Source organism: Erythrobacter donghaensis, from assembly GCF_002155425.1.
Taxonomy (GTDB): domain Bacteria; phylum Pseudomonadota; class Alphaproteobacteria; order Sphingomonadales; family Sphingomonadaceae; genus Erythrobacter; species Erythrobacter donghaensis.
In genome coordinates, this window is the sequence record NZ_MUYG01000010.1 from 237,606 (window position 1) to 255,059 (window position 17,454).

A 17,454-nucleotide genomic window follows, 5' to 3' on the forward strand; every position below is an offset into this window, starting at 1 on the left:
AGCGCATTTTGTTCCATCGGGCAGGGCGGGGAGTGGCTGGGCTGCGATGGGTCGCCCCGGGGCCAACCCTGTGGAAAGCCCTCTCCCGGCGCAGCGCGCGGGTTGCTAGATCAAGGCCATGTCCGATCCTGTCACCGCCGATTCCGATCCGTTTGACGCCATCGTCGATGCGCCCTTCGATGCCGCGCTGTCCGAGCGCTATCTGGTCTATGCGCTCTCAACCATAACCGCGCGCTCACTGCCCGACCTGCGGGACGGGCTGAAGCCGGTGCACCGCCGCTTGCTGTGGGCGATGCGGCAGTTGAAGCTGAACCCCAGCGATGCCTTCAAGAAATCGGCGCGCGTGGTGGGCGACGTGATCGGCAAGTATCACCCGCATGGCGATGCCTCGGTCTATGACGCTATGGTCCGCCTCGCGCAGGATTTCAGCCTGCGTTACCCGCTGGTCGAAGGGCAGGGGAACTTCGGCAATGTCGATGGCGATAACGCCGCCGCCTATCGCTACACCGAAGCGCGCCTGACGCGCACCGCCCTGGAACTGATGGCGGGGCTGGACGAAGGCACAGTCGACTTCATCCCCACCTATAACGGCGAGGAAATCGAGCCCGAGATCTTCCCCGGCCTGTTCCCCAACCTGCTCGCCAACGGATCGAGCGGGATTGCGGTCGGCATGGCGACCTCCATCCCCAGCCACAATGTCGCCGAGATCATCGACGCGACGCTGGAGCTGATCGACAATCCCTCTGTCAGCCACGAACGCCTGATGGAGCTGTTCCACGGCCCCGATTTCGCCACCGGCGGCCAGGTGATCGACAGCGCAGCCGCGATCAGCGAGGCCTATCGCACCGGGCGCGGCGCCTTCCGCCTGCGCGGGCGCTTCCTCGCGCCCGAGGCCAAGGACGCGGCCGATATTGCGGCGGGGATCGAGCGGCTGGGCGGCGGACAGTGGCAGCTCGTCATCTCGGAAATCCCCTATCAGGTGCCCAAGGGCAAGCTGATCGAACAGATCGCGCAGGCGATCGCCGATCGCAAACTGCCGATCCTCGAGGACGTGCGCGACGAGAGCGACGAGGCAATCCGCATCGTGATCGTGCCCAAGAGCCGCAATGTCGATCCGGAGCTCTTGAAGGAGAGCCTGTTCAAGCTCACCGATCTGGAAACGCGCTTCAGCCTCAATCTCAACGTGCTCGACGCGCGGCCCGGCTATGGCCGCACGCCGATGGTGATGGGGCTGAAGGAACTGCTGGAAAGCTGGACCTTCGCGCAGATCGACATCCTCCAGCGTCGCGCGAAGCACCGGCTGGAGAAGATTGCCGACCGGCTGGAACTGGTGCGCGGCTATATCATCGCCTTCCTCAACCTCGACCGGGTGATCGAGATCATCCGCACCGAGGACGAGCCCAAGCCGGTGATGATCGCTGAATTCGAACTGACCGACCGGCAGGCCGAGGCGATCCTCAACATGCGGCTGCGCTCCCTGCGCAAGCTCGAGGAAATGCAGCTCCGCAAGGAGCAGGACGAGCTGCTTGCCGAGGAGGCCGATCTCAACGCTTTGCTCGAAAGCCCGGCGACGCAGCGCACCCGGCTGAAGCGCGATCTGCGGGCGCTGCGCAAGACCTATGCCGAAGACACGCCGCTGGGCCGTCGCCGCACGCTGATTGCCGAAGCCGCGCCGACGGTCGAATTCAGCATGGACGCGATGATCGAGAAGGCGCCCGTCACCGTGATCCTCAGCCAGAAAGGCTGGATCAGGGCGGCGAGCGGGCATGTGCCGCTCGATCAGGAGTTCAAGTACAAGGAGGGCGATGGCCTCGCTTTCATCGTCCACGCGCAGACCACCGACAAGCTGCTGCTGGCCGCGTCTGACGGGCGGTTCTTCACGCTCGGCTGCGACAAGCTGCCCGGCGCGCGCGGGTTCGGGGAGCCGGTGCGCACCATGATCGACCTCGAAAGCGAGGCCTCGGTCAGCGCGATGATGGTGCACAAGCCCGGCGGCAGGCTGCTGCTCGCTTCAAGCCACGGCAAGGGCTTCGTTGCCGAGATGAACGAGCTGCTGGCTGAGACCCGCAAGGGGCGGCAGGTGGTCAACCTCAAGGACGGCGCGCAGCTCGCGGTGATCCGCCTGATCGGTGAGGGCCACGATCATGTCGCGGTGGTGGGCGACAACCGCAAGCTGGTGGTGTTCAACCTCGAAGAGCTGCCGGTGATGACCCGCGGACAGGGGGTGCAGCTGCAACGCTATCGGGACGGCGGGCTGTCGGATGCGACGACCTTCGTGCTGGCGGACGGGCTCAGCTGGCAGATGGGCGGTAGCGGTGAGCGCACCCGCACCGAGACCGAAATCCGCCTGTGGAAGGTCGCCCGCGGTGCCGCCGGGCGGATGCCGCCGCAGGGGTTCCCCAAGGCGAACCGGTTCGACTAATCGAAGTTGAAGGCGCTGGTCCCGAGTTCCTCTGCGAGCATCTGGTTGACGCGGTCGGCGGAAGGGAAGCCCTCGGCCACCCAGCGCGATTCGATGGTCTGGAGCAGCCGCGCCACTTCTGGCCCGGCGGTGATACCGCGCGCGACGATCGCGCCGCCCTTGAGGGGGAACACGGGCAGCTCCCACCCCTCCAGCGGGCGCGCATTGGCCCCGGTGAGCAGCAGTCGATCGATCGCGAGCGGCGGGGTAATGCGATAGGCGAGCGCCTTGGGATTGTCGGCGTCGCTGGCGCGGCGCTCGGCGGCGTTCACCAGCTTGCCGCGCTGGGCTTTCGACAGCCGCAGCCGCGCGGCGACGGTCTCGGCCACCTCGGGCGAGGGCGGGAGCAGCGCGGCCAGCCTGCGCACCGGATCGGGCGCGAAACCCTGCGCGGCTTCGGCGGCGATCAGCCGTTCGAGCGCAGCGAGGTGGGCAGGGCAGGTCTCGGGCAGGATCACGCCGAGCACGCCGCGCGCGCGCATTCGGGCGAGCGTGGAGTGGGGATTGGGCAGGGCGAGCAGGTTCAGCAGTTCCGCCGCGATCCGCTCCCGGCTGAGGCCCTTGAGCGTATGGGCGAGTTCGGCGCAGGCGTCCTCGGCCACCTCGTCCAGCGCCGCGCCGAAGCGGGTCTGGAAGCGGTAGTAGCGCAGGATCCGCAGGTGGTCCTCGGCAATCCGCTGGCGCGCATCGCCAATGAAGCGCACCCAGCCTTCGCGCAGATCGCCAAGCCCACCGAAATAGTCCGCAATCTCCAGCGTTTCGGGATGGGCGTAGAGCGCGTTGATGGTAAAATCGCGCCGCGCCGCATCCTCGGCCCAGTCGGAGGCGAAGGCGATCGTGGCGCGACGGCCGTCCGTGGCGACATCGCGGCGCAGGGTGGTGACTTCGACCGGGCCGTCCTTGAGGAGCGCGGTGACCGTGCCGTGCTCGATCCCGGTCGGGACGGTGCGGATGCCGGCCTTGGCGCAAGCCGCGATGACATCGGGCGGCGGCAGCAGCGTGGCGCAATCGACATCGGCGACCGGCACGCCCAGCAGCCCGTCGCGCACCGCGCCGCCGACCCAGCGGATGTTCTCGGCACCGAGCGCTGTGGTCAGCGCGGTGAGGCCCTCACGGCGGGTCCAGTCCGCCGCTGCCAGATCACGCAGCATCGCTGAGCGCCTCCCAGCTGATCCGCCGCGACAGGTTGGCGATGATCGCCGCGGTCACGCCCCAGATGCGGAAGCCCTGCCATTCGAGCTCGAGATAGCGCCGGTTCGCCCCGCGCCAGAACACCTCGTTGCTCGTCCAGCTGGCGGGATCGAGCAGGACGCTGAGCGGTGCCTCGAACCATGCCTCGACCTCTTGAGGGCTGGGCACCAGCGGCAGCCCCGGTGGCACCACGCCTACCACCGGGGTCACCAGAAAGCCGGTGCCGGTGTGATAGACATCGCTGGTGCCGATCACCCGCACTGCATCGCGCGGCAGGGCGAGTTCCTCCTCGGCTTCGCGCAGGGCGGCGGTGACGGCATCCTCGCCCGGATCGATCTTGCCACCCGGAAAGGCGACCTGCCCCGGATGATCGCGCATCGCGCGGGGGCGCTGGGTGAGGATCACCTGCGGGTCGCTCGGCACATCGGTGATCGCAACCAGCACCGCCGCCGGAGTCGCGCGGCCATCCGCCGCGAAATGCGCATCGCTCAGCAGATCGGGAATCTCGCGCGCATGGCCTGCCGCAAAGGCGCGGGCGAGGGGATCGAACAGGCTCATGGCAGCAGGTTGAAGGTCGCGCCCTGACTGGTGACCCGCCAGCCGTTTTCCTCCGCCCCCTCGGCCAGCGCGATTTCGGCCAGCTGCGCCCATGTGGAACGGTTCAGCCGCGCCTCGCACCCGCGGCGGACATGGAGATAGACCGCAGGGTTCGCCGGGTCGCCCGTCACCCGCAGCGGATGCTCCGGCCCGGCGATAACGATGTCGTCGGTGTTGAGGCGGAAGGCCAGCGCATCCTCGCGGCGCACGCAATCGGTGGCGATGAAGGCCGCGTCCTCGACTTCGATCGCGAGCTTCTCGAAGGGGGTGACGAGCCAGTGATGGCCGGCCTCGTCCCGCGTGAGAAGCCCCGCAAAGGCGCGCACCATCGCCTCGCGCCGGATCGGGCCGCCTTCGTGGAACCATGTGCCGTCGGCAGCGATCACCATGTGGCTTTCGCCGATCACCTGCGGCGCCCAGCCTTCGACCGGGGGCAGCTTGCGGTCGGCCACCAGCTGGGCGATTTCCGCAAGGGTCAGGCTGGCGAGATAGGGGGGCGGTTCGTAGGGCATGGTGTCAGGGAATGGCAGATGCGGCGGCCAAGGTGAAGGGGGTCAGGATTCCCACGGGCCGAGCATGCCTTCGGACGGCATGGCCGCCAGCGCCGTGCCGCGCGCCAGCAGCCGCTCGGGCGCATAGGGCCCGGGGCAGCGCCAGCCGCCGGTCATCGCGGCGGAAAAGCCCCAGCGGCCGTAATAGGGCGCATCACCAATCAGCACCTGCGGAAGGGCCCGTCCCCCATTTGCCGCAAGCCGAGCATCCTCGGCGATCATCGCGCTCATCAGGCCGACGCCGAAGCCTTCGCCCTGCCGTTCGGGAACGACCGCGACCGGCCCGACCATCACCAGCGGCACTTGCCCCTGCTTCGTCTGAAGCCCGATCGGCCAGCACTGGATCGTCGCCACCAGCATGTCGTGCTCATCCAGTGCGGCGAGGCTCAGGCCCGGCAGCCAGTCCATGCCCTCGCGGATGCGATAGGCCGTGCGCGCATGGCGATCCGGCCCGAAGGCACGGTCGAGCACTTCCTCGATCATGGCGGGGTCGACCGCCTCGAGCGGGATCAGGGTCGCGCTGGCCGGCGCGCTGGCGGCTGCGGTCATTTCGCGGTGAGCTTCACCAGCTTGGCGCCCTTGCCGTCTTCGGCGACCCACAGCGCGCCGTCGGGGCCCTGTGCGATGGAGCGCAGGCGCTTGTCGAATTCGTGGCGGGCGACTTCGCGCGCGCTTTCGCCTTCGATCGCGACGTCGATGATCGCCTGCGTGGCAAGGCCCGTCATCAGCGCATGGCCCTTCCACACGGGGAACATGTCGCCGGTGTAGATCAGCATATCGCCCGGCGCGATCACCGGATTCCAGCTCAGCGCGGGCTTGGCAAAGCCGTCATCGGCGCTGTGATCGAGGATCGGGTCGCCGTTGTAATGCTCGCCGTTGGAGCGGATCGGCCAGCCGTAGTTGGCGCCCTGCTGGACGAGGTTGAGCTCGTCCCCGCCCGCCGGGCCGTGCTCGACCTCCCACAGACGCCCCTGCGCGTCCCAGTCGATGCCGAGGATGTTGCGGTGGCCCCAAGACCAGATCTCGGCACTCGCGCCGCCTTCTGCGGCGAGCGGATTGCCTGCCGCCGGCGTACCGTCGAGGTTGAGGCGCACGATCGAGCCGAGCGTGTTCGAGGTGTCCTGCGCAGGCTGCATCTTCTGCCGCTCGCCGCTGGCGATGAACAGATACTGCCCGTCGGGCGAGAAGGTGATGCGGTGCGAATAGTGCCCGCGGCCCTTCACCTTGGGGGTCTGGCGCCAGATCACCGCGAGGCCCTCGATTGCGCAGGCGTCGATCCCGGTGCAGGCGAGCGTGCCCTTGCCGACGACCGCGCCGCGCGTGTCGCCTTCACCGGCCTCGGCCCAGCTCAGATAAATCGTGCGGCCATCGAGCGGCTTGCCGGCCTCGGCGGGCAGGAACGCGACATCGCCAAGCCCGCCCTGGCCGCCATAATCCACTTTGGGCGCGCCCGCGACTGTGCCGGTCTTGCCGCTGGCGGTGTCGATCATTTTCAGCGTGCCCGACTTTTCGGTGACGAACAGCATCCCGGTGCCCGGCGCGAAGGCGATGGCCCAGGGCTCCTCAAAGCTGGCGACTTCGTTCACCGCGAAGGAGACGGGGCCGGTGGCCGTGGCCGCAGCGGTGGTTTCCCCGGTTTCGGCCTGCGCGCAGCTTGCCAGCGGCAGCACGGTGGCGGAAAGGAGGGCGAGAAAGCGAGCAGGACGGTTCATGCGAGGGGTCACTCCGGGTTTGACGGCAACGGGCCAGCCGCTGGTCATCGGGGTCGACGAGGCGGGGCGCGGGCCGCTCGCCGGGCCGGTGGTGGCCGCGGCGGTTGTGTTGGGTTCGGCGATACCGGCAGGGCTCGACGATTCCAAGCGCCTTTCCGCAAAGCGCCGCGCCGTTCTCGACGAAGCGATCCGAGCGGGCTGCGGGTGGGCGGTGGCAGTGGTGGAGCCCGAGGAGATCGACCGGGTCAACATCTTCATGGCGACCATGCTGGCGATGACCCGCGCTGTGGCGAGCCTCGTCGATGCGCTGGACGCCGCGCCGGATACCGTTCTGATCGACGGCAACATGACCCCGCACGGCCGCTGCGCTGATTGGTGCTGGCCTGCGCGCGCGATCGTCGGCGGGGACGGGCTCGAGCCGTGCATCTCGGCCGCCTCGATCATCGCCAAGGAATGGCGCGACCGGCTGATGCTGGAAGCCGCCGCCGCGCACCCGCATTACGGGTGGGAGCGCAACAAGGGTTATGGCACGCTTGAGCACATGGAGGCCCTGCGCCGCCACGGCCCTAGCCCGCTCCACCGCCGCAGCTTCGCGCCGGTGGCGCAGGCCGATCTGTTTGCCGCCAAGCGCTAGGGCCGCGGCGACGCAGGCGCTTCCGTTCGCCTAGGCGAAAGCTTTTTCGGCGAGCTGCGCCATGTAATCCCGGGCCCAGCGTTCGACCTTGTCCGGATCGGTGGGCATGCCCCCTTCGTGCTCGGCGGCGGTGCTCAGTTCGTCGCGGCTGTTGACCTTGGGAAACCGCACCGGCGGCACGTCGACACCCAGAAATGCGCAGAGCGGTTCCCACCCCTGGCTGGGGTGGAACACCAGCAGGCGTTCGGGCGGCAGGGTGTCGATCACCTGCTGGTTCCGCTTCACATACCAATCGGTCATGAAGGCACGGTCGCGGATGTCGCCGCCGCCGAAATGGCTGAAGATCACGCCTTGCATCATCTCGCCCATCGGCGTGCCGACGGCTCCGGCCTGCATCGTGTCCGAGAAGATGGTTTCGCTGACCGAGTCGAACCAGCTGTCCGGATCGCGGGTGGCCAGCACCACCTTGGCCGCAGGAAAGTGCTCTGCCAGTTCGCGCCAGTAGCTGGCCGAGGGATAGTCGCTGGTCGCGCGGAAGCCGTCGAAGATCGCGTCCCAATCGGGCTTCCCCTGCGCGGCGGCGATCCACTGCGGCACTTGCTTGCTGCCCGCGGCGAACACCTCGACCATGTGGTGGCACGGGCCGAAGCCGAGCTTTTCCAGCGCGAATTTCATCGAGAAGGTCGCATTGCGACCCAGACCGGCGGCGATCACTTCCAAAGCCATAGCTATTCCCCCCTTGCACGCGCCCCGGAGAGGTTGTGCCAGTTTCGAGTCTTTTGCGCCACACCCCCGCATCTGGAGTCTGACGAGCGTCGGCGGGCTCTACATCTTGTGCCGGACTCGTTTCGTTCCGCGCGCAGCCCTGCTGGCAACAGACAATATCCGCAAAATTAGATGCTTGACGCGGACTCTTCAAAGACTCATGCCTGTGGATAAGTGCAAGCGAGACAAGGCGGGGTTGATCCGGTGAGTGTGACAGAGAAGGTCAAGACACGCGCGAAAGGCGTTGGAAAAACGCAGGAAATTGCGCGCGCATCGGATCTGCCGCTGGGCCGCATCCTGCCGGGCGATTGCATCGCCGCCATGCGATCCCTGCCCACCAACAGCGTCGATCTGGTCTTCGCCGATCCGCCCTACAACCTGCAACTTGGCGGCGATCTCAACCGGCCCGATGGCAGCCATGTCGATGCCGTGACCGATCACTGGGACCAGTTCGATTCCATGGCGATCTACGACAAATTCACCCGCGAATGGCTGACCGAGGCGCGCCGCGTCTTGAAGCCCGATGGCGCGCTGTGGGTGATCGGTAGCTACCATAACATCTTCCGCGTCGGCAGTATCCTGCAGGATCTGGGCTTCTGGATCCTCAACGACATAGTCTGGCGCAAGACCAATCCCATGCCCAACTTCCGCGGCACCCGCTTCACCAACGCGCATGAAACGCTGATCTGGGCGAGCATGGGCGAAAAGGCGCGCTACCACTTCAATTACCGCGCGATGAAGACGCTGAACGACGAGCTTCAGATGCGCTCGGACTGGGTGCTGCCGATCTGCTCGGGCGGGGAGCGCTTGAAGGAAAACGGCAAGAAAGCGCACCCGACGCAGAAACCCGAGGCGTTGCTGTATCGCGTGCTGCTGGCGACCACCGAAAAGGGCGATGTGGTGCTCGATCCGTTCTTTGGCACCGGCACCACCGGCGCGGTCGCCAAGCGGCTCGGGCGCGAGTGGATCGGCTGCGAGCGCGAGGATGCCTACCGCGAGGTTGCGACCAAGCGCATCGCCAAGGAACTGCCGCTCGATGAAAGCGCGCTCACCACGATGCAATCGCCCCGCACCGCGCCGAAGGTGGCGTTCGGAGCAGTGGTCGAGAGCGGGCTGATCCCGGTCGGCTCCCAAGTGTTCGACAAGAAGCGCCGCTGGATCGCCACGGTGCGCGCCGATGGCAGCCTTGAGTGCGACGGCAAGACCGGATCGATCCACGGCCTCGGCAAGGAGCTGCAAGGCGCGCCAAGCTGCAATGGCTGGGCCCTTTGGCACTTCGAGACCGGCGGTGACGTGCAGCCGATTGACGCGGCGCGGCAGCTCTACCTCCTCGCCGCCGAGGACTGATGAACTTCGAGGAAGAACCTCAGTTCGGCTTGGTGACCTACCAAAAGCCGACCTGGTTTGACCTTGTTGTCAGTGCCGTCCTCTTTCCGATCATCTTCACTCATCTGTGTGTCGGATTGTTCTGGTTGATCTTTAGCTCACCGATCAAGCAAGCCTTTCCAGAACGCGATGCGCCTTTGCCACGTCAGCTTATCGACGACGCGTTCATTGTTCTCGAGCAACGGATGAACGCTCATGGGTTTGTCCGTGAAGGGAAAAAGCGGCAGCTTGTCCGTAGTCGAGAAGATGCAATCGACCGTATTGGTTACAGTGCGCGGAAGTACAATGAGCGCGGCTTGCGGGCAGAATTTTCGATCTGGCTCTCAACTTCTGCACCTTTGACGCCGTTCATTATTCCTTGGCGAAGCAATGAATTTGTTACAAAAAGCGAGGACTCTGATCGGCTGGAAATCCAAATTGATCCCGGCTACCTGAGGCTGGTTCCTATAGCTACCGTCATCGACTTGTATCCAAGCTATCGCCGAACCGCGCGAGCTCAGAAGGCTGCGAAGTTGGTAGAGAAATTGGGGCTTTCGTGGTTTCAAAAAAGCCGCGCTTAACGCGGCACACTGTCGTAAGAACACGCCCTCGTATTCGACATTAACTCACCGCGAGAACCAATGGCTGATTCCGTCTACATCCACCCCCTGACCCTCGTCTCCGGTCCGCAGGCGGTCGAGGGTTCGGCGGTCCGGCTCGGCGGCTCGATGGCCTATGCCCGCGAATTCGCGCTTGTGGTGCGCGAGGGCGGGGCGGTGGCCGAGCGGATCGTGGGCACGCCGCGCGCGATCGAGACCGCGCTTGCCCGCCTCTCCGGTGCCTTGGCCGAGGACGGGGCTGCGCAGTGGGCCAACCTCGCCAAGGCCCACGCCCCGCTGCAGCTGGGCAGTCGCACCGTCCGGCTCGACCAGCCTCAGGTGATGGGCATCCTCAACGTCACGCCCGACAGTTTCTCCGACGGCGGCCAGCACGATCAGATCGAGGCCGGCCGCGCCCACGCCGCTGCGATGCTCGAAGTGGGCGCGGCGATCATCGACATCGGCGGCGAAAGCACGCGCCCCGGCGCGGCGGCGACCTTCGAGGACGAGGAAATCCGCCGCGTCGTCCCGGCAGTCGAATATTGCGCGAGCATGGGCGCGGCGATCAGCGTCGACACCCGCCGCGCCGGGGTGCTGGCGGCTGCGCTGTCGGCGGGCGCTCACATGGCGAATGACGTTTCGGCCTTGCGCTACGATCCGCGCAGCATCGAGCTGGTCGCGACCGAGGGCTGCCCGGTGGTGCTGATGCACGCGCCGGGTGCGGGCGAGGATCTGCATAAGGGCGGCGACTATGCCGACGTGGTGAGCGAGGTGTTCGACTTCCTCAAGGCGGCTCGTGCGCGGGCGATCGACGCCGGGGTGGCCGAGGATCGCATCATCCTCGACCCCGGTATCGGCTTCGGCAAGTCGCTCAGCGAAAACCTTGCGCTCATCAACGCCCTGCCGCTGTTCCACGCGCTCGGCAGCCCGCTGATGCTGGGGGCGAGCCGAAAGCGGATGATCGGCGCGCTCTCGGCCGAGGAGCCCGCTGACCGGCGCCTCGCGGGATCGCTGGCGCTGGCGGTCAAGGGGATGGAGGCGGGCGTCCACTTGCTGCGCGTCCACGATGTTGCCGAGACGGTGCAGGCGCGCAATGTCTGGCGCGGCTTGCGCGATGCGGCGCTGACCGATTTCAGCACGCTCCCGCTGGCCTAATTCCCGCTTTTCCAGCTGCCCCGGTTCTGTCATCGGACAGCGCCAGAACCCAGCCGCTGCCATCTTGTCACGGAGCCTCCCATGCGCCTCATTCCGCTTGCCGCCACCGCCCTTGCCGCGCTCGCCGCGCCGCTTGCCGCGCATGAGGACGAGCTCGCCACGCCGCGCGGCGCGCCGGTAGCGGTCAGCCTGACGCCTGACCAACTGCTCGAACCCTATTACGCCGCGCTGCGCCAGCAGGTCGCGATGCCCGAGGCCGGGCCGAACCCCGCCCTCGCCCCGGCGACGACGCTCACCCGCATCGCCTTTGGCAGCTGCAACCACCAGAACGCCTCGCAGCACATGTGGGCGCAGATCGCCGCGCAGAACCCGCAGCTGTTCCTGATGATTGGCGACAATGTCTATGGCGATAACGGCTGGGATGGCGACGCGGGGCTGGAGTCCCTGCGCGCCTCCTACGCGCTGCAAGCCTCGCACCCCGAATTCGCGGGCTTCCGGGCGAAGGTGCCGATGCTGGCGACCTGGGACGACCATGATTTCGGCCTCAACGATGCAGGCGCCAGCTTCCCCTTCCGGCGCTGGGCGGAAGACCTGTTCGAGACCTTCTGGAATTCCTCCGACGCCGTGCGCGCGCGGCCCGGCGTCTATGAAAGCACCATCACCGGCCCCGAGGGCAAGCGCGTGCAGGTGATCCTGCTCGACACGCGATTCTTCCGCTCCGACCTCAAGCGGATGCCATGGAGCAAGGAGCGCCCGCCGATGGGTGGGTATCTGCCCGAGGACGATCTCGACAAGACCGTGCTCGGCGAGGCGCAATGGGCGTGGCTGGAGGCCGAGCTTGCCAAGCCCGCCGACGTGCGGATCGTGGTCTCCTCGACGCAGGTGATCACCACCGCGCACCAATACGAGGGCTGGACCAACTTCCCGATCGAGCGCGCGCGGCTGCTGGATGCGCTGAGCCGCCGCGAGGCGAGCGGGGTGGTGCTGCTGTCGGGCGATCGCCACGCGGGCGGGGTCTACAGCACGCGCTACAAGGACGAGACCCTGTGGGAGCTGACCAGCTCCTCGCTCAACCTGTCGTTCGAGAGCAACAACGACCGCAGCACGGCGCGCGAGCCCGATCCGGCGCGGGTATCGAAGCTCTTCTCGGAAGAGAACTACGGCCTCGTCGATATCGACTGGAAGGCCAGGCGTCTGACCCTGACGCTGAAAAACAACCAGAGCGCGACGCTGGCGGAGCAGACTGTCGACTGGTGAAACGGGCCCGCCCGGCCTGTGATCCAGCGCTTGCCCGGCCCGTGATTTTGTGGGAAGTTTCAGGGGTCTGGGAGGGGAATTCAGGATGATGCAAAGATCGATCCGCCGCGCGATGCTGGCAGCTGCGATGCTCGCCATGCCGGTCGCCACGCTCGCACCGGCGGCAGTCCATGCGCAGGATTTTTCGGAGCTGTTCGGCGGCCCCAAGGCGCCCAGCGGCAAGAAGCTCGAAAAGCTGATTGCCAAGGCGCAGAAGCACCCGCTCGGCAGTCAGGAAAACCCGGTCCGTGCCGATATGCCGGGAGGGCAGCGCGCCTATCTTTCACGGCTGCGCTGCGCGGATGGCAACCGCCCGACCTTCGATCGGGTGGGCAGCTTCGGGGTTGGTGTCTATGGCCGGATCATCGACGGATACGAGGTGCTGTGCGACGGCAGCTCGCCCGAGAAATCGTTGATTTTCATGGACATGTATCATCGCGGTCACCGCGAGACGGCAGCGGTGCCGGGCTTCACGATCGAGCCTGCTTAAGCGCTAAAGCGTAAAGCCGCCGTCCGACACCATCACGTGGCCGGTGATGTTGGCGGCGGCGTCGCTGAGCAGGTAGCAGATCGTCGCGGCCATTTCGTCCGGGGTGGCAAAGCGGCCGAGCGGGGTGGTCTTGGCCATCGCCTTGATCGTCGCCTCGCGCCCGATGGCGGCGACCGAGCGCTGGAAGTCCTCGCCGCTCTCCCAGATCGCGGTGTCGACGCCGCCGGGTGCGATGGCGTTGACGCGGATGCCCGCCTTGGCGTGCTCGACCGCCGCGATGCGGGCCATGTGCGCAACCGCCGCCTTGGAGACGCCATAGGGGCCGATGCCGGGTACGGGCTTCAACCCCGTGACCGAGGCTACCACGACGGCGCTGCCGCCGGTCTGGCCCATCGCGCGCAGCGATGCTGCCAGCGTCAGGAACGCCCCGTCGAGATTGACCGCCATCACCCGCCGCCATTCGGCCAGCGTCAGCGAAGCAATGGGCCCGCCCGCGCCGATCCCGGCATTGACCACGGCATGATCGAGCCCAGCCATTTGCGGTTCGAGTTCGGCCCACAGTGCCTCGTCGGCAACGCTGCCGATTATGCGGTGCACCTCGCAGGGCAGGTCGAGGGCGTCGAGCCCCGCGCCGTCGACATCGACCAGCCACAGCCGGCCTGCGCCCCTTGCGGCCAGCGCCCGCGCGCAACCCGCCCCGATCCCCGAAGCCGCACCTGTCACGAGCGCCGAGCGCCCTTCGAAATCGCGAATATTCGTCATGGCGCGCGGGCTAGGCCGCAACGCCGCGCCGATCAAGCGGCCAATAAGTCAACTCCGTGCGCCCCGCGCAGGCGGGGGCCTCCTTCGGAATTGCGCAATGCTTCCTGAGGTCCCCGCCTTCGCGGGGAATCACAAGGCTAAACAATAGTGCTCAAGCAGCGTTGTCGATCCCCAGATCGGAGAGCTTGCGATAGAGCGTCGAGCGCCCGATGCCGAGGCGGCGCGCCACTTCGGTCATCCGACCGCGATAGTGGCCGATGGCGAGGCGGATCACGTCGGCCTCGATCTCTTCCAGCGGGCGCAGGTTGCCGTCGGGGGTATAGAGCATGATCCCCACGCCCTCATGCGCGCTCGCCACGGTGACGCTGCCCTGTTCGCCGAGCATTTCGGAGAGCTGCGGGAAGCTGTCGGCGGTCAGCGAATTGCCCTCGCAATAGACCGCCGCGCGGAACAGCACCGATTGCAGCTGGCGGACATTGCCCGGCCAGTCATAGGCGGCGAGCAGCGCCAGCGCCGAATCGCTGACCGACAGGTGGTTGAGCCCCGGTTGCTCGCCGATCCGGGCGAGGAAGTGGCGGGTGAGGGCGGGAATATCCCCGGTGCGGTCGCGCAGCGCAGGCAGCACGATGCGGGTCGCGCCCAGCTTGGCGGCGAGCCCGGCGTCGAACTGTCCGGCCCCCACCATCCGTTCGAGCCCGACATTGCTCGTCACCAGCAGGCGCACATCGACGCGGAAGCCGTAGCTTGCGCCGACCGGGCGGATGATGCCGCTCTCCAGCGCCTCGGCGAGGCGTTGCTGGAGCACGGGGGTGAGGCGGTCGATCTCGTCCAGGATCAGCGTGCCGCCGTCGCAATGCTGGAAGGCACCGATCTGGCGGTCGAAGGCGCCGGGGAAGCTGCCGGGCTCATGCCCGAACAGCACCGAATCGATCGAGCCGGGCGGGATCGAGGCGAGGTTGATGGTGCGCAGATTTTCCTTCGCACGGGGGGATGCGCCGTGCATCGCGCGCATCAGCATTTCCTTGCCGGTGCCGCTTTCGCCTTCGATCAGCACATGGCCATGCCCGCGCGCGGCCTTGGCGGCCTGCGCCAGCGCGGCGCGGAATTGCGGTGCAGTGCCGATCATCGCGTCGAAATCGAGGCTGGCGGACATCTTTTCGGTTAGCGGCGCGAGCTCATCACGCGGGGCCTCGCGGGTGGTGACGCTCCGCAGCGCCTCCATCAGCCGGTCGGGCGAGACGGGTTTGACGAGATAATCCGAAGCGCCCGCACGCATCGCCTCGACCGCCAGCAGCGGCGAGGCGCTGGTGGTGAGCATCAGGATGGGGAGGGCGGGGCGGCGCGATTTCAGTTCGGCGATCAACTGGCAGGCATCGTCACCCGGAACCCATTGATCGAGCAGAATCGCCGACAGCTGCATCCCCTCGCGCGTGCCCAGCATCGCGATGGCGGTTTCGGCATCGGGCGCGACGATCGTGCGCCAGCCATCGCGTGCGGCAATCGCGGTGATGAGCCGCGACTGAGCCGGCTCATCGTCGATCAGCATCACGATTCGCGCATGTTCCTGCGCTTCGGGTAGGCAATCCATCTCGGCCATCGGTCTCGGCACTCGCTTTATGTCCAGCTGCCGGTCCGGCGCGGACGGGCAGAACAGAGGCTTGTGCATAAGCGGGGGAGGTAAAAACGTGATTAAGACTGTGCCGCGACGGGACAGGTGCGGGGGGGCGGAGACTCTCATTAAAGGTGACTTGAGATAGCGCGCGCGCTTCGATACGGGATGAAGGCGGGGGCCAACCGGCCCGATTTTTCGACAACCACCGGCAACCAATCGCGCCGCGGCGCGTTCGGACAGCCCAAGGGGAAAGAGATCATGACTGTTCACGACATGGAAAAGGCGCAGGCCACCTACAGCGGCTTCATGGGAACGCTGAAGTGGGCCGTTCCGGTGATCGCGGTGATCGCGTTCATCGTCGTCGCGCTGATCGCCAACTAAGCCGCCGCGCCAGTGAAAATCGCCATCCTGAAAGAGCGCGCCTCGGGTGAGACGCGCGTTGCCGCCACGCCGGAAACGGCCAAGAAGTTCGCTGCACTGGGCTGCACGGTCGCGGTCGAGGCGGGCGCGGGTGTGGTCGCCTCGATCACCGATGCCGCCTATGCCGAGGCGGGCGCCGAGGTGGGCGATGCGGCGGCGACGGTGAAGGATGCCGATATCGTGCTCGGCATTCAGGCGCCCGATGTGGGGCTGTTGAAGGGCGCGAAGCCCGGTGCGTGGGTCGCCGCGCTGTTCGATCCCTTCACCAAACGTGATGTGGTGGACGCCTACGCCGCCGCCGGGTTCGAAGCGCTGAGCATGGAATTCATGCCGCGCATCACCCGCGCGCAGAGCATGGACGTATTGTCCTCGCAATCGAACCTCGCCGGGTACAAGGCGGTGCTGGCGGCGGCTGATGCCTATGGCCGCGCCTTTCCGATGATGATGACTGCGGCCGGCACGGTGCAGGCCGCGCGCGTGTTCATCATGGGCGTGGGCGTTGCGGGCCTTCAGGCCATTGCGACTGCCCGCCGGTTGGGCGCGCAGGTGTCGGCAACCGACGTGCGCAGCGCGACCAAGGAGCAGATCCAGTCGCTCGGCGCCAAGCCGATCTTCGTGGAGAATGTCGCGGGGATCGAGGGCGAGGGCTCGGGCGGCTATGCCACCGAAATGAGCGAGGAGTACCAGAAGGCGCAGGCCGAACTGGTCTCCAGCCACATCGCCAAGCAGGATATCGTGATCACCACCGCGCTGATTCCGGGCCGGGCCGCGCCGCGCCTCGTCACCGACGCGCAGATCGCGACGATGAAGCCGGGCAGCGTGATCTATGACCTTGCGGTGGCGCAGGGCGGGAATGTCGAAGGCTCGGTCGCCGATCAGGTGGTCGAGAAGCACGGCGTCAAGATCATCGGCTACGCCAACACCCCCGCCGCGCTCCCCGCTGACGCCTCGGCGCTGTTCGCGCGCAACCACTACAACTTCCTGAGCGCCTTCTGGGACAAGGAAGCGCAGCGGCCCGTGCTCGATGAGGAAATCGGCAACGCGATCCGCCTGACGCAGGGCGGCAAGGTTGTCAGCGAGAGGCTGCTAGGTTGAACGCGGCCCGCCACAATCCTCCCCGGCACGGGGAGGGGGACCGCGCGCAGCGCGGTGGTGGGGACTCGCGGTTCGTCGCGCGGCCCGAGGTGGCGCTCGCGCGCAAGCTCCGCAAGGACATGCCGCTTCCCGAGCGGATGCTCTGGCAACTGCTCCGCCAGCGTCCAGGCGGGTTCAAGTTTCGCAGGCAGCACCCCATTGGCCCCTATGTGGTCGATTTCTGCTGCCTGTCAGAGCGCTTCGTGGTCGAGGTTGACGGAAGCGCGCACGACAATATCGACCGGGCCAAGTTCGACGACCGGCGGGTTTCATTCTTGAAAGAAAACGGGTTCAGGGTTCTGAGGGTCTCGGCGCAGCGAGTGCTGCGCGATTGTGTGGACACGGCTGACGCCATTGTCGCGCGCACGGCGAGTCCCCTCCACCAGCCTGCGGCTGGTCCCCCTCCCCGTGCCCGGGAGGCTAACTAGTGGACTTTATTGCAATCCTTTCGATCTTCGTGCTGGCCTGCTTTGTGGGCTATTACGTTGTCTGGTCGGTGACCCCGGCGCTCCATACCCCGCTGATGGCGGTGACCAATGCGATCTCCTCGGTGATCATCGTCGGCGCGCTGATCGCTGCCGCCGAGGCCGAGAACCCGGTTGCGAAATATCTCGCGCTGGCAGGCGTGGTGATGGCCAGCATCAACATCTTCGGCGGCTTTGCCGTGACCGAGCGGATGCTCGCGATGTACAAGAAGAAGGAGAAGTAAG

19 protein-coding genes are annotated in these 17,454 nt (G+C 66.8%); 11 read left to right on the forward strand and 8 right to left on the reverse strand.

The genetic code is table 11. The features are described 5' to 3' along the window. Positions 1-118 precede the first annotated feature (118 nt). Positions 119-2,422, forward strand: a complete 2,304-nt coding sequence (parC, locus tag BZF59_RS09565) for a DNA topoisomerase IV subunit A (protein ID WP_086608025.1) — start codon at positions 119-121, stop codon at positions 2,420-2,422. Here the strand turns inward: parC and BZF59_RS09570 are convergent. From BZF59_RS09570 to BZF59_RS09590, 5 genes are read right to left on the reverse strand one after another with little or no spacing between them, the layout of a single operon-like run. Continuing rightward, complete coding sequence (locus BZF59_RS09570; RefSeq protein WP_086608026.1) at positions 2,419-3,612, reverse strand: CCA tRNA nucleotidyltransferase; 1,194 nt, start codon at positions 3,610-3,612, stop codon at positions 2,419-2,421. The two genes, parC and BZF59_RS09570, sit on opposite strands and share 4 nt — an antisense overlap. Then, positions 3,602-4,210: a CoA pyrophosphatase gene (locus BZF59_RS09575; RefSeq protein ID WP_086608027.1), complete on the reverse strand. Its 609-nt coding sequence runs from the start codon at positions 4,208-4,210 to the stop codon at positions 3,602-3,604. The genes BZF59_RS09570 and BZF59_RS09575 overlap by 11 nt, the downstream gene beginning before the upstream one ends. After that, positions 4,207-4,761: a DUF1285 domain-containing protein gene (locus tag BZF59_RS09580; protein WP_086608028.1), complete on the reverse strand. Its 555-nt coding sequence runs from the start codon at positions 4,759-4,761 to the stop codon at positions 4,207-4,209. Before BZF59_RS09580 ends, BZF59_RS09575 begins: the two co-directional genes overlap by 4 nt. Before the next feature lie 42 nt (positions 4,762-4,803). Next, on the reverse strand, positions 4,804-5,349 hold the full coding sequence (locus tag BZF59_RS09585; protein ID WP_086608029.1) for a GNAT family N-acetyltransferase: 546 nt from the start codon (positions 5,347-5,349) through the stop codon (positions 4,804-4,806). Then, entirely contained in the window at positions 5,346-6,512 is a 1,167-nt protein-coding gene (locus BZF59_RS09590) for a PQQ-dependent sugar dehydrogenase (protein ID WP_086608030.1), read from the reverse strand. Before BZF59_RS09590 ends, BZF59_RS09585 begins: the two co-directional genes overlap by 4 nt. On the opposite strand from BZF59_RS09590, the gene BZF59_RS09595 reads away from it, so the two are divergent. Continuing rightward, positions 6,511-7,146: a ribonuclease HII gene (locus tag BZF59_RS09595; protein WP_086608031.1), complete on the forward strand. Its 636-nt coding sequence runs from the start codon at positions 6,511-6,513 to the stop codon at positions 7,144-7,146. The genes BZF59_RS09590 and BZF59_RS09595 overlap by 2 nt on opposite strands. A 30-nt stretch (positions 7,147-7,176) precedes the next feature. Here BZF59_RS09595 and BZF59_RS09600 read toward each other — a convergent pair whose 3' ends face one another. Continuing rightward, positions 7,177-7,872, reverse strand: coding sequence for a sulfotransferase family protein (locus BZF59_RS09600; protein WP_086608032.1), 696 nt, complete (start codon positions 7,870-7,872; stop codon positions 7,177-7,179). A 243-nt stretch (positions 7,873-8,115) separates the two neighbouring features. On the opposite strand from BZF59_RS09600, the gene BZF59_RS09605 reads away from it, so the two are divergent. The 5 genes from BZF59_RS09605 (at position 8,116) to BZF59_RS09625 (ending at position 12,816) form a co-directional block, all read left to right on the forward strand. Beyond that, positions 8,116-9,258: a site-specific DNA-methyltransferase gene (locus tag BZF59_RS09605; RefSeq protein ID WP_143738138.1), complete on the forward strand. Its 1,143-nt coding sequence runs from the start codon at positions 8,116-8,118 to the stop codon at positions 9,256-9,258. Continuing rightward, a complete protein-coding gene (locus BZF59_RS09610) occupies positions 9,258-9,857 on the forward strand; it encodes a hypothetical protein (protein ID WP_086608033.1) in 600 nt (199 codons plus the stop codon). Before BZF59_RS09605 ends, BZF59_RS09610 begins: the two co-directional genes overlap by 1 nt. A 60-nt stretch (positions 9,858-9,917) precedes the next feature. Continuing rightward, the gene (gene folP / locus BZF59_RS09615; protein WP_086608034.1) at positions 9,918-11,030 is read left to right on the forward strand and encodes a dihydropteroate synthase; all 1,113 of its coding nucleotides are present in this window, start codon (positions 9,918-9,920) and stop codon (positions 11,028-11,030) included. Between the two features lie 81 nt (positions 11,031-11,111). After that, positions 11,112-12,287, forward strand: coding sequence for an alkaline phosphatase D family protein (locus tag BZF59_RS09620; RefSeq protein ID WP_086608035.1), 1,176 nt, complete (start codon positions 11,112-11,114; stop codon positions 12,285-12,287). Positions 12,288-12,372: 85 nt separating this feature from the next. Beyond that, positions 12,373-12,816 carry a hypothetical protein gene (locus tag BZF59_RS09625; protein WP_086608036.1) on the forward strand — a complete coding sequence of 148 codons (444 nt, stop codon included), beginning with the start codon at positions 12,373-12,375 and terminating at the stop codon, positions 12,814-12,816. A gap of 3 nt (positions 12,817-12,819) precedes the next feature. On the opposite strand, the gene BZF59_RS09630 is transcribed toward BZF59_RS09625, so the two are convergent. Both BZF59_RS09630 and BZF59_RS09635 read right to left on the reverse strand, forming a co-directional pair. Beyond that, positions 12,820-13,578 carry an SDR family NAD(P)-dependent oxidoreductase gene (locus tag BZF59_RS09630; protein WP_086608037.1) on the reverse strand — a complete coding sequence of 253 codons (759 nt, stop codon included), beginning with the start codon at positions 13,576-13,578 and terminating at the stop codon, positions 12,820-12,822. A 151-nt stretch (positions 13,579-13,729) separates the two neighbouring features. Continuing rightward, positions 13,730-15,166 (reverse strand): sigma-54-dependent transcriptional regulator, encoded by a 1,437-nt coding sequence (locus tag BZF59_RS09635; protein WP_086608416.1) that lies wholly within the window; start codon positions 15,164-15,166, stop codon positions 13,730-13,732. Positions 15,167-15,355: 189 nt separating this feature from the next. Between BZF59_RS09635 and BZF59_RS09640 the strand changes: the two genes are divergently transcribed. From BZF59_RS09640 to BZF59_RS09655, 4 genes are read left to right on the forward strand one after another with little or no spacing between them, the layout of a single operon-like run. After that, positions 15,356-15,571: a hypothetical protein gene (locus BZF59_RS09640; protein ID WP_086608038.1), complete on the forward strand. Its 216-nt coding sequence runs from the start codon at positions 15,356-15,358 to the stop codon at positions 15,569-15,571. Positions 15,572-15,583: 12 nt separating this feature from the next. After that, the gene (locus tag BZF59_RS09645) at positions 15,584-16,705 is read left to right on the forward strand and encodes an NAD(P) transhydrogenase subunit alpha (protein WP_086608039.1); all 1,122 of its coding nucleotides are present in this window, start codon (positions 15,584-15,586) and stop codon (positions 16,703-16,705) included. After that, complete coding sequence (locus BZF59_RS09650; protein WP_342744121.1) at positions 16,702-17,172, forward strand: endonuclease domain-containing protein; 471 nt, start codon at positions 16,702-16,704, stop codon at positions 17,170-17,172. Before BZF59_RS09645 ends, BZF59_RS09650 begins: the two co-directional genes overlap by 4 nt. After that, positions 17,172-17,453 (forward strand): NAD(P) transhydrogenase subunit alpha part 2, encoded by a 282-nt coding sequence (locus tag BZF59_RS09655; RefSeq protein WP_086608040.1) that lies wholly within the window; start codon positions 17,172-17,174, stop codon positions 17,451-17,453. Before BZF59_RS09650 ends, BZF59_RS09655 begins: the two co-directional genes overlap by 1 nt. The last annotated feature ends 1 nt before the right edge of the window (position 17,454 follow it).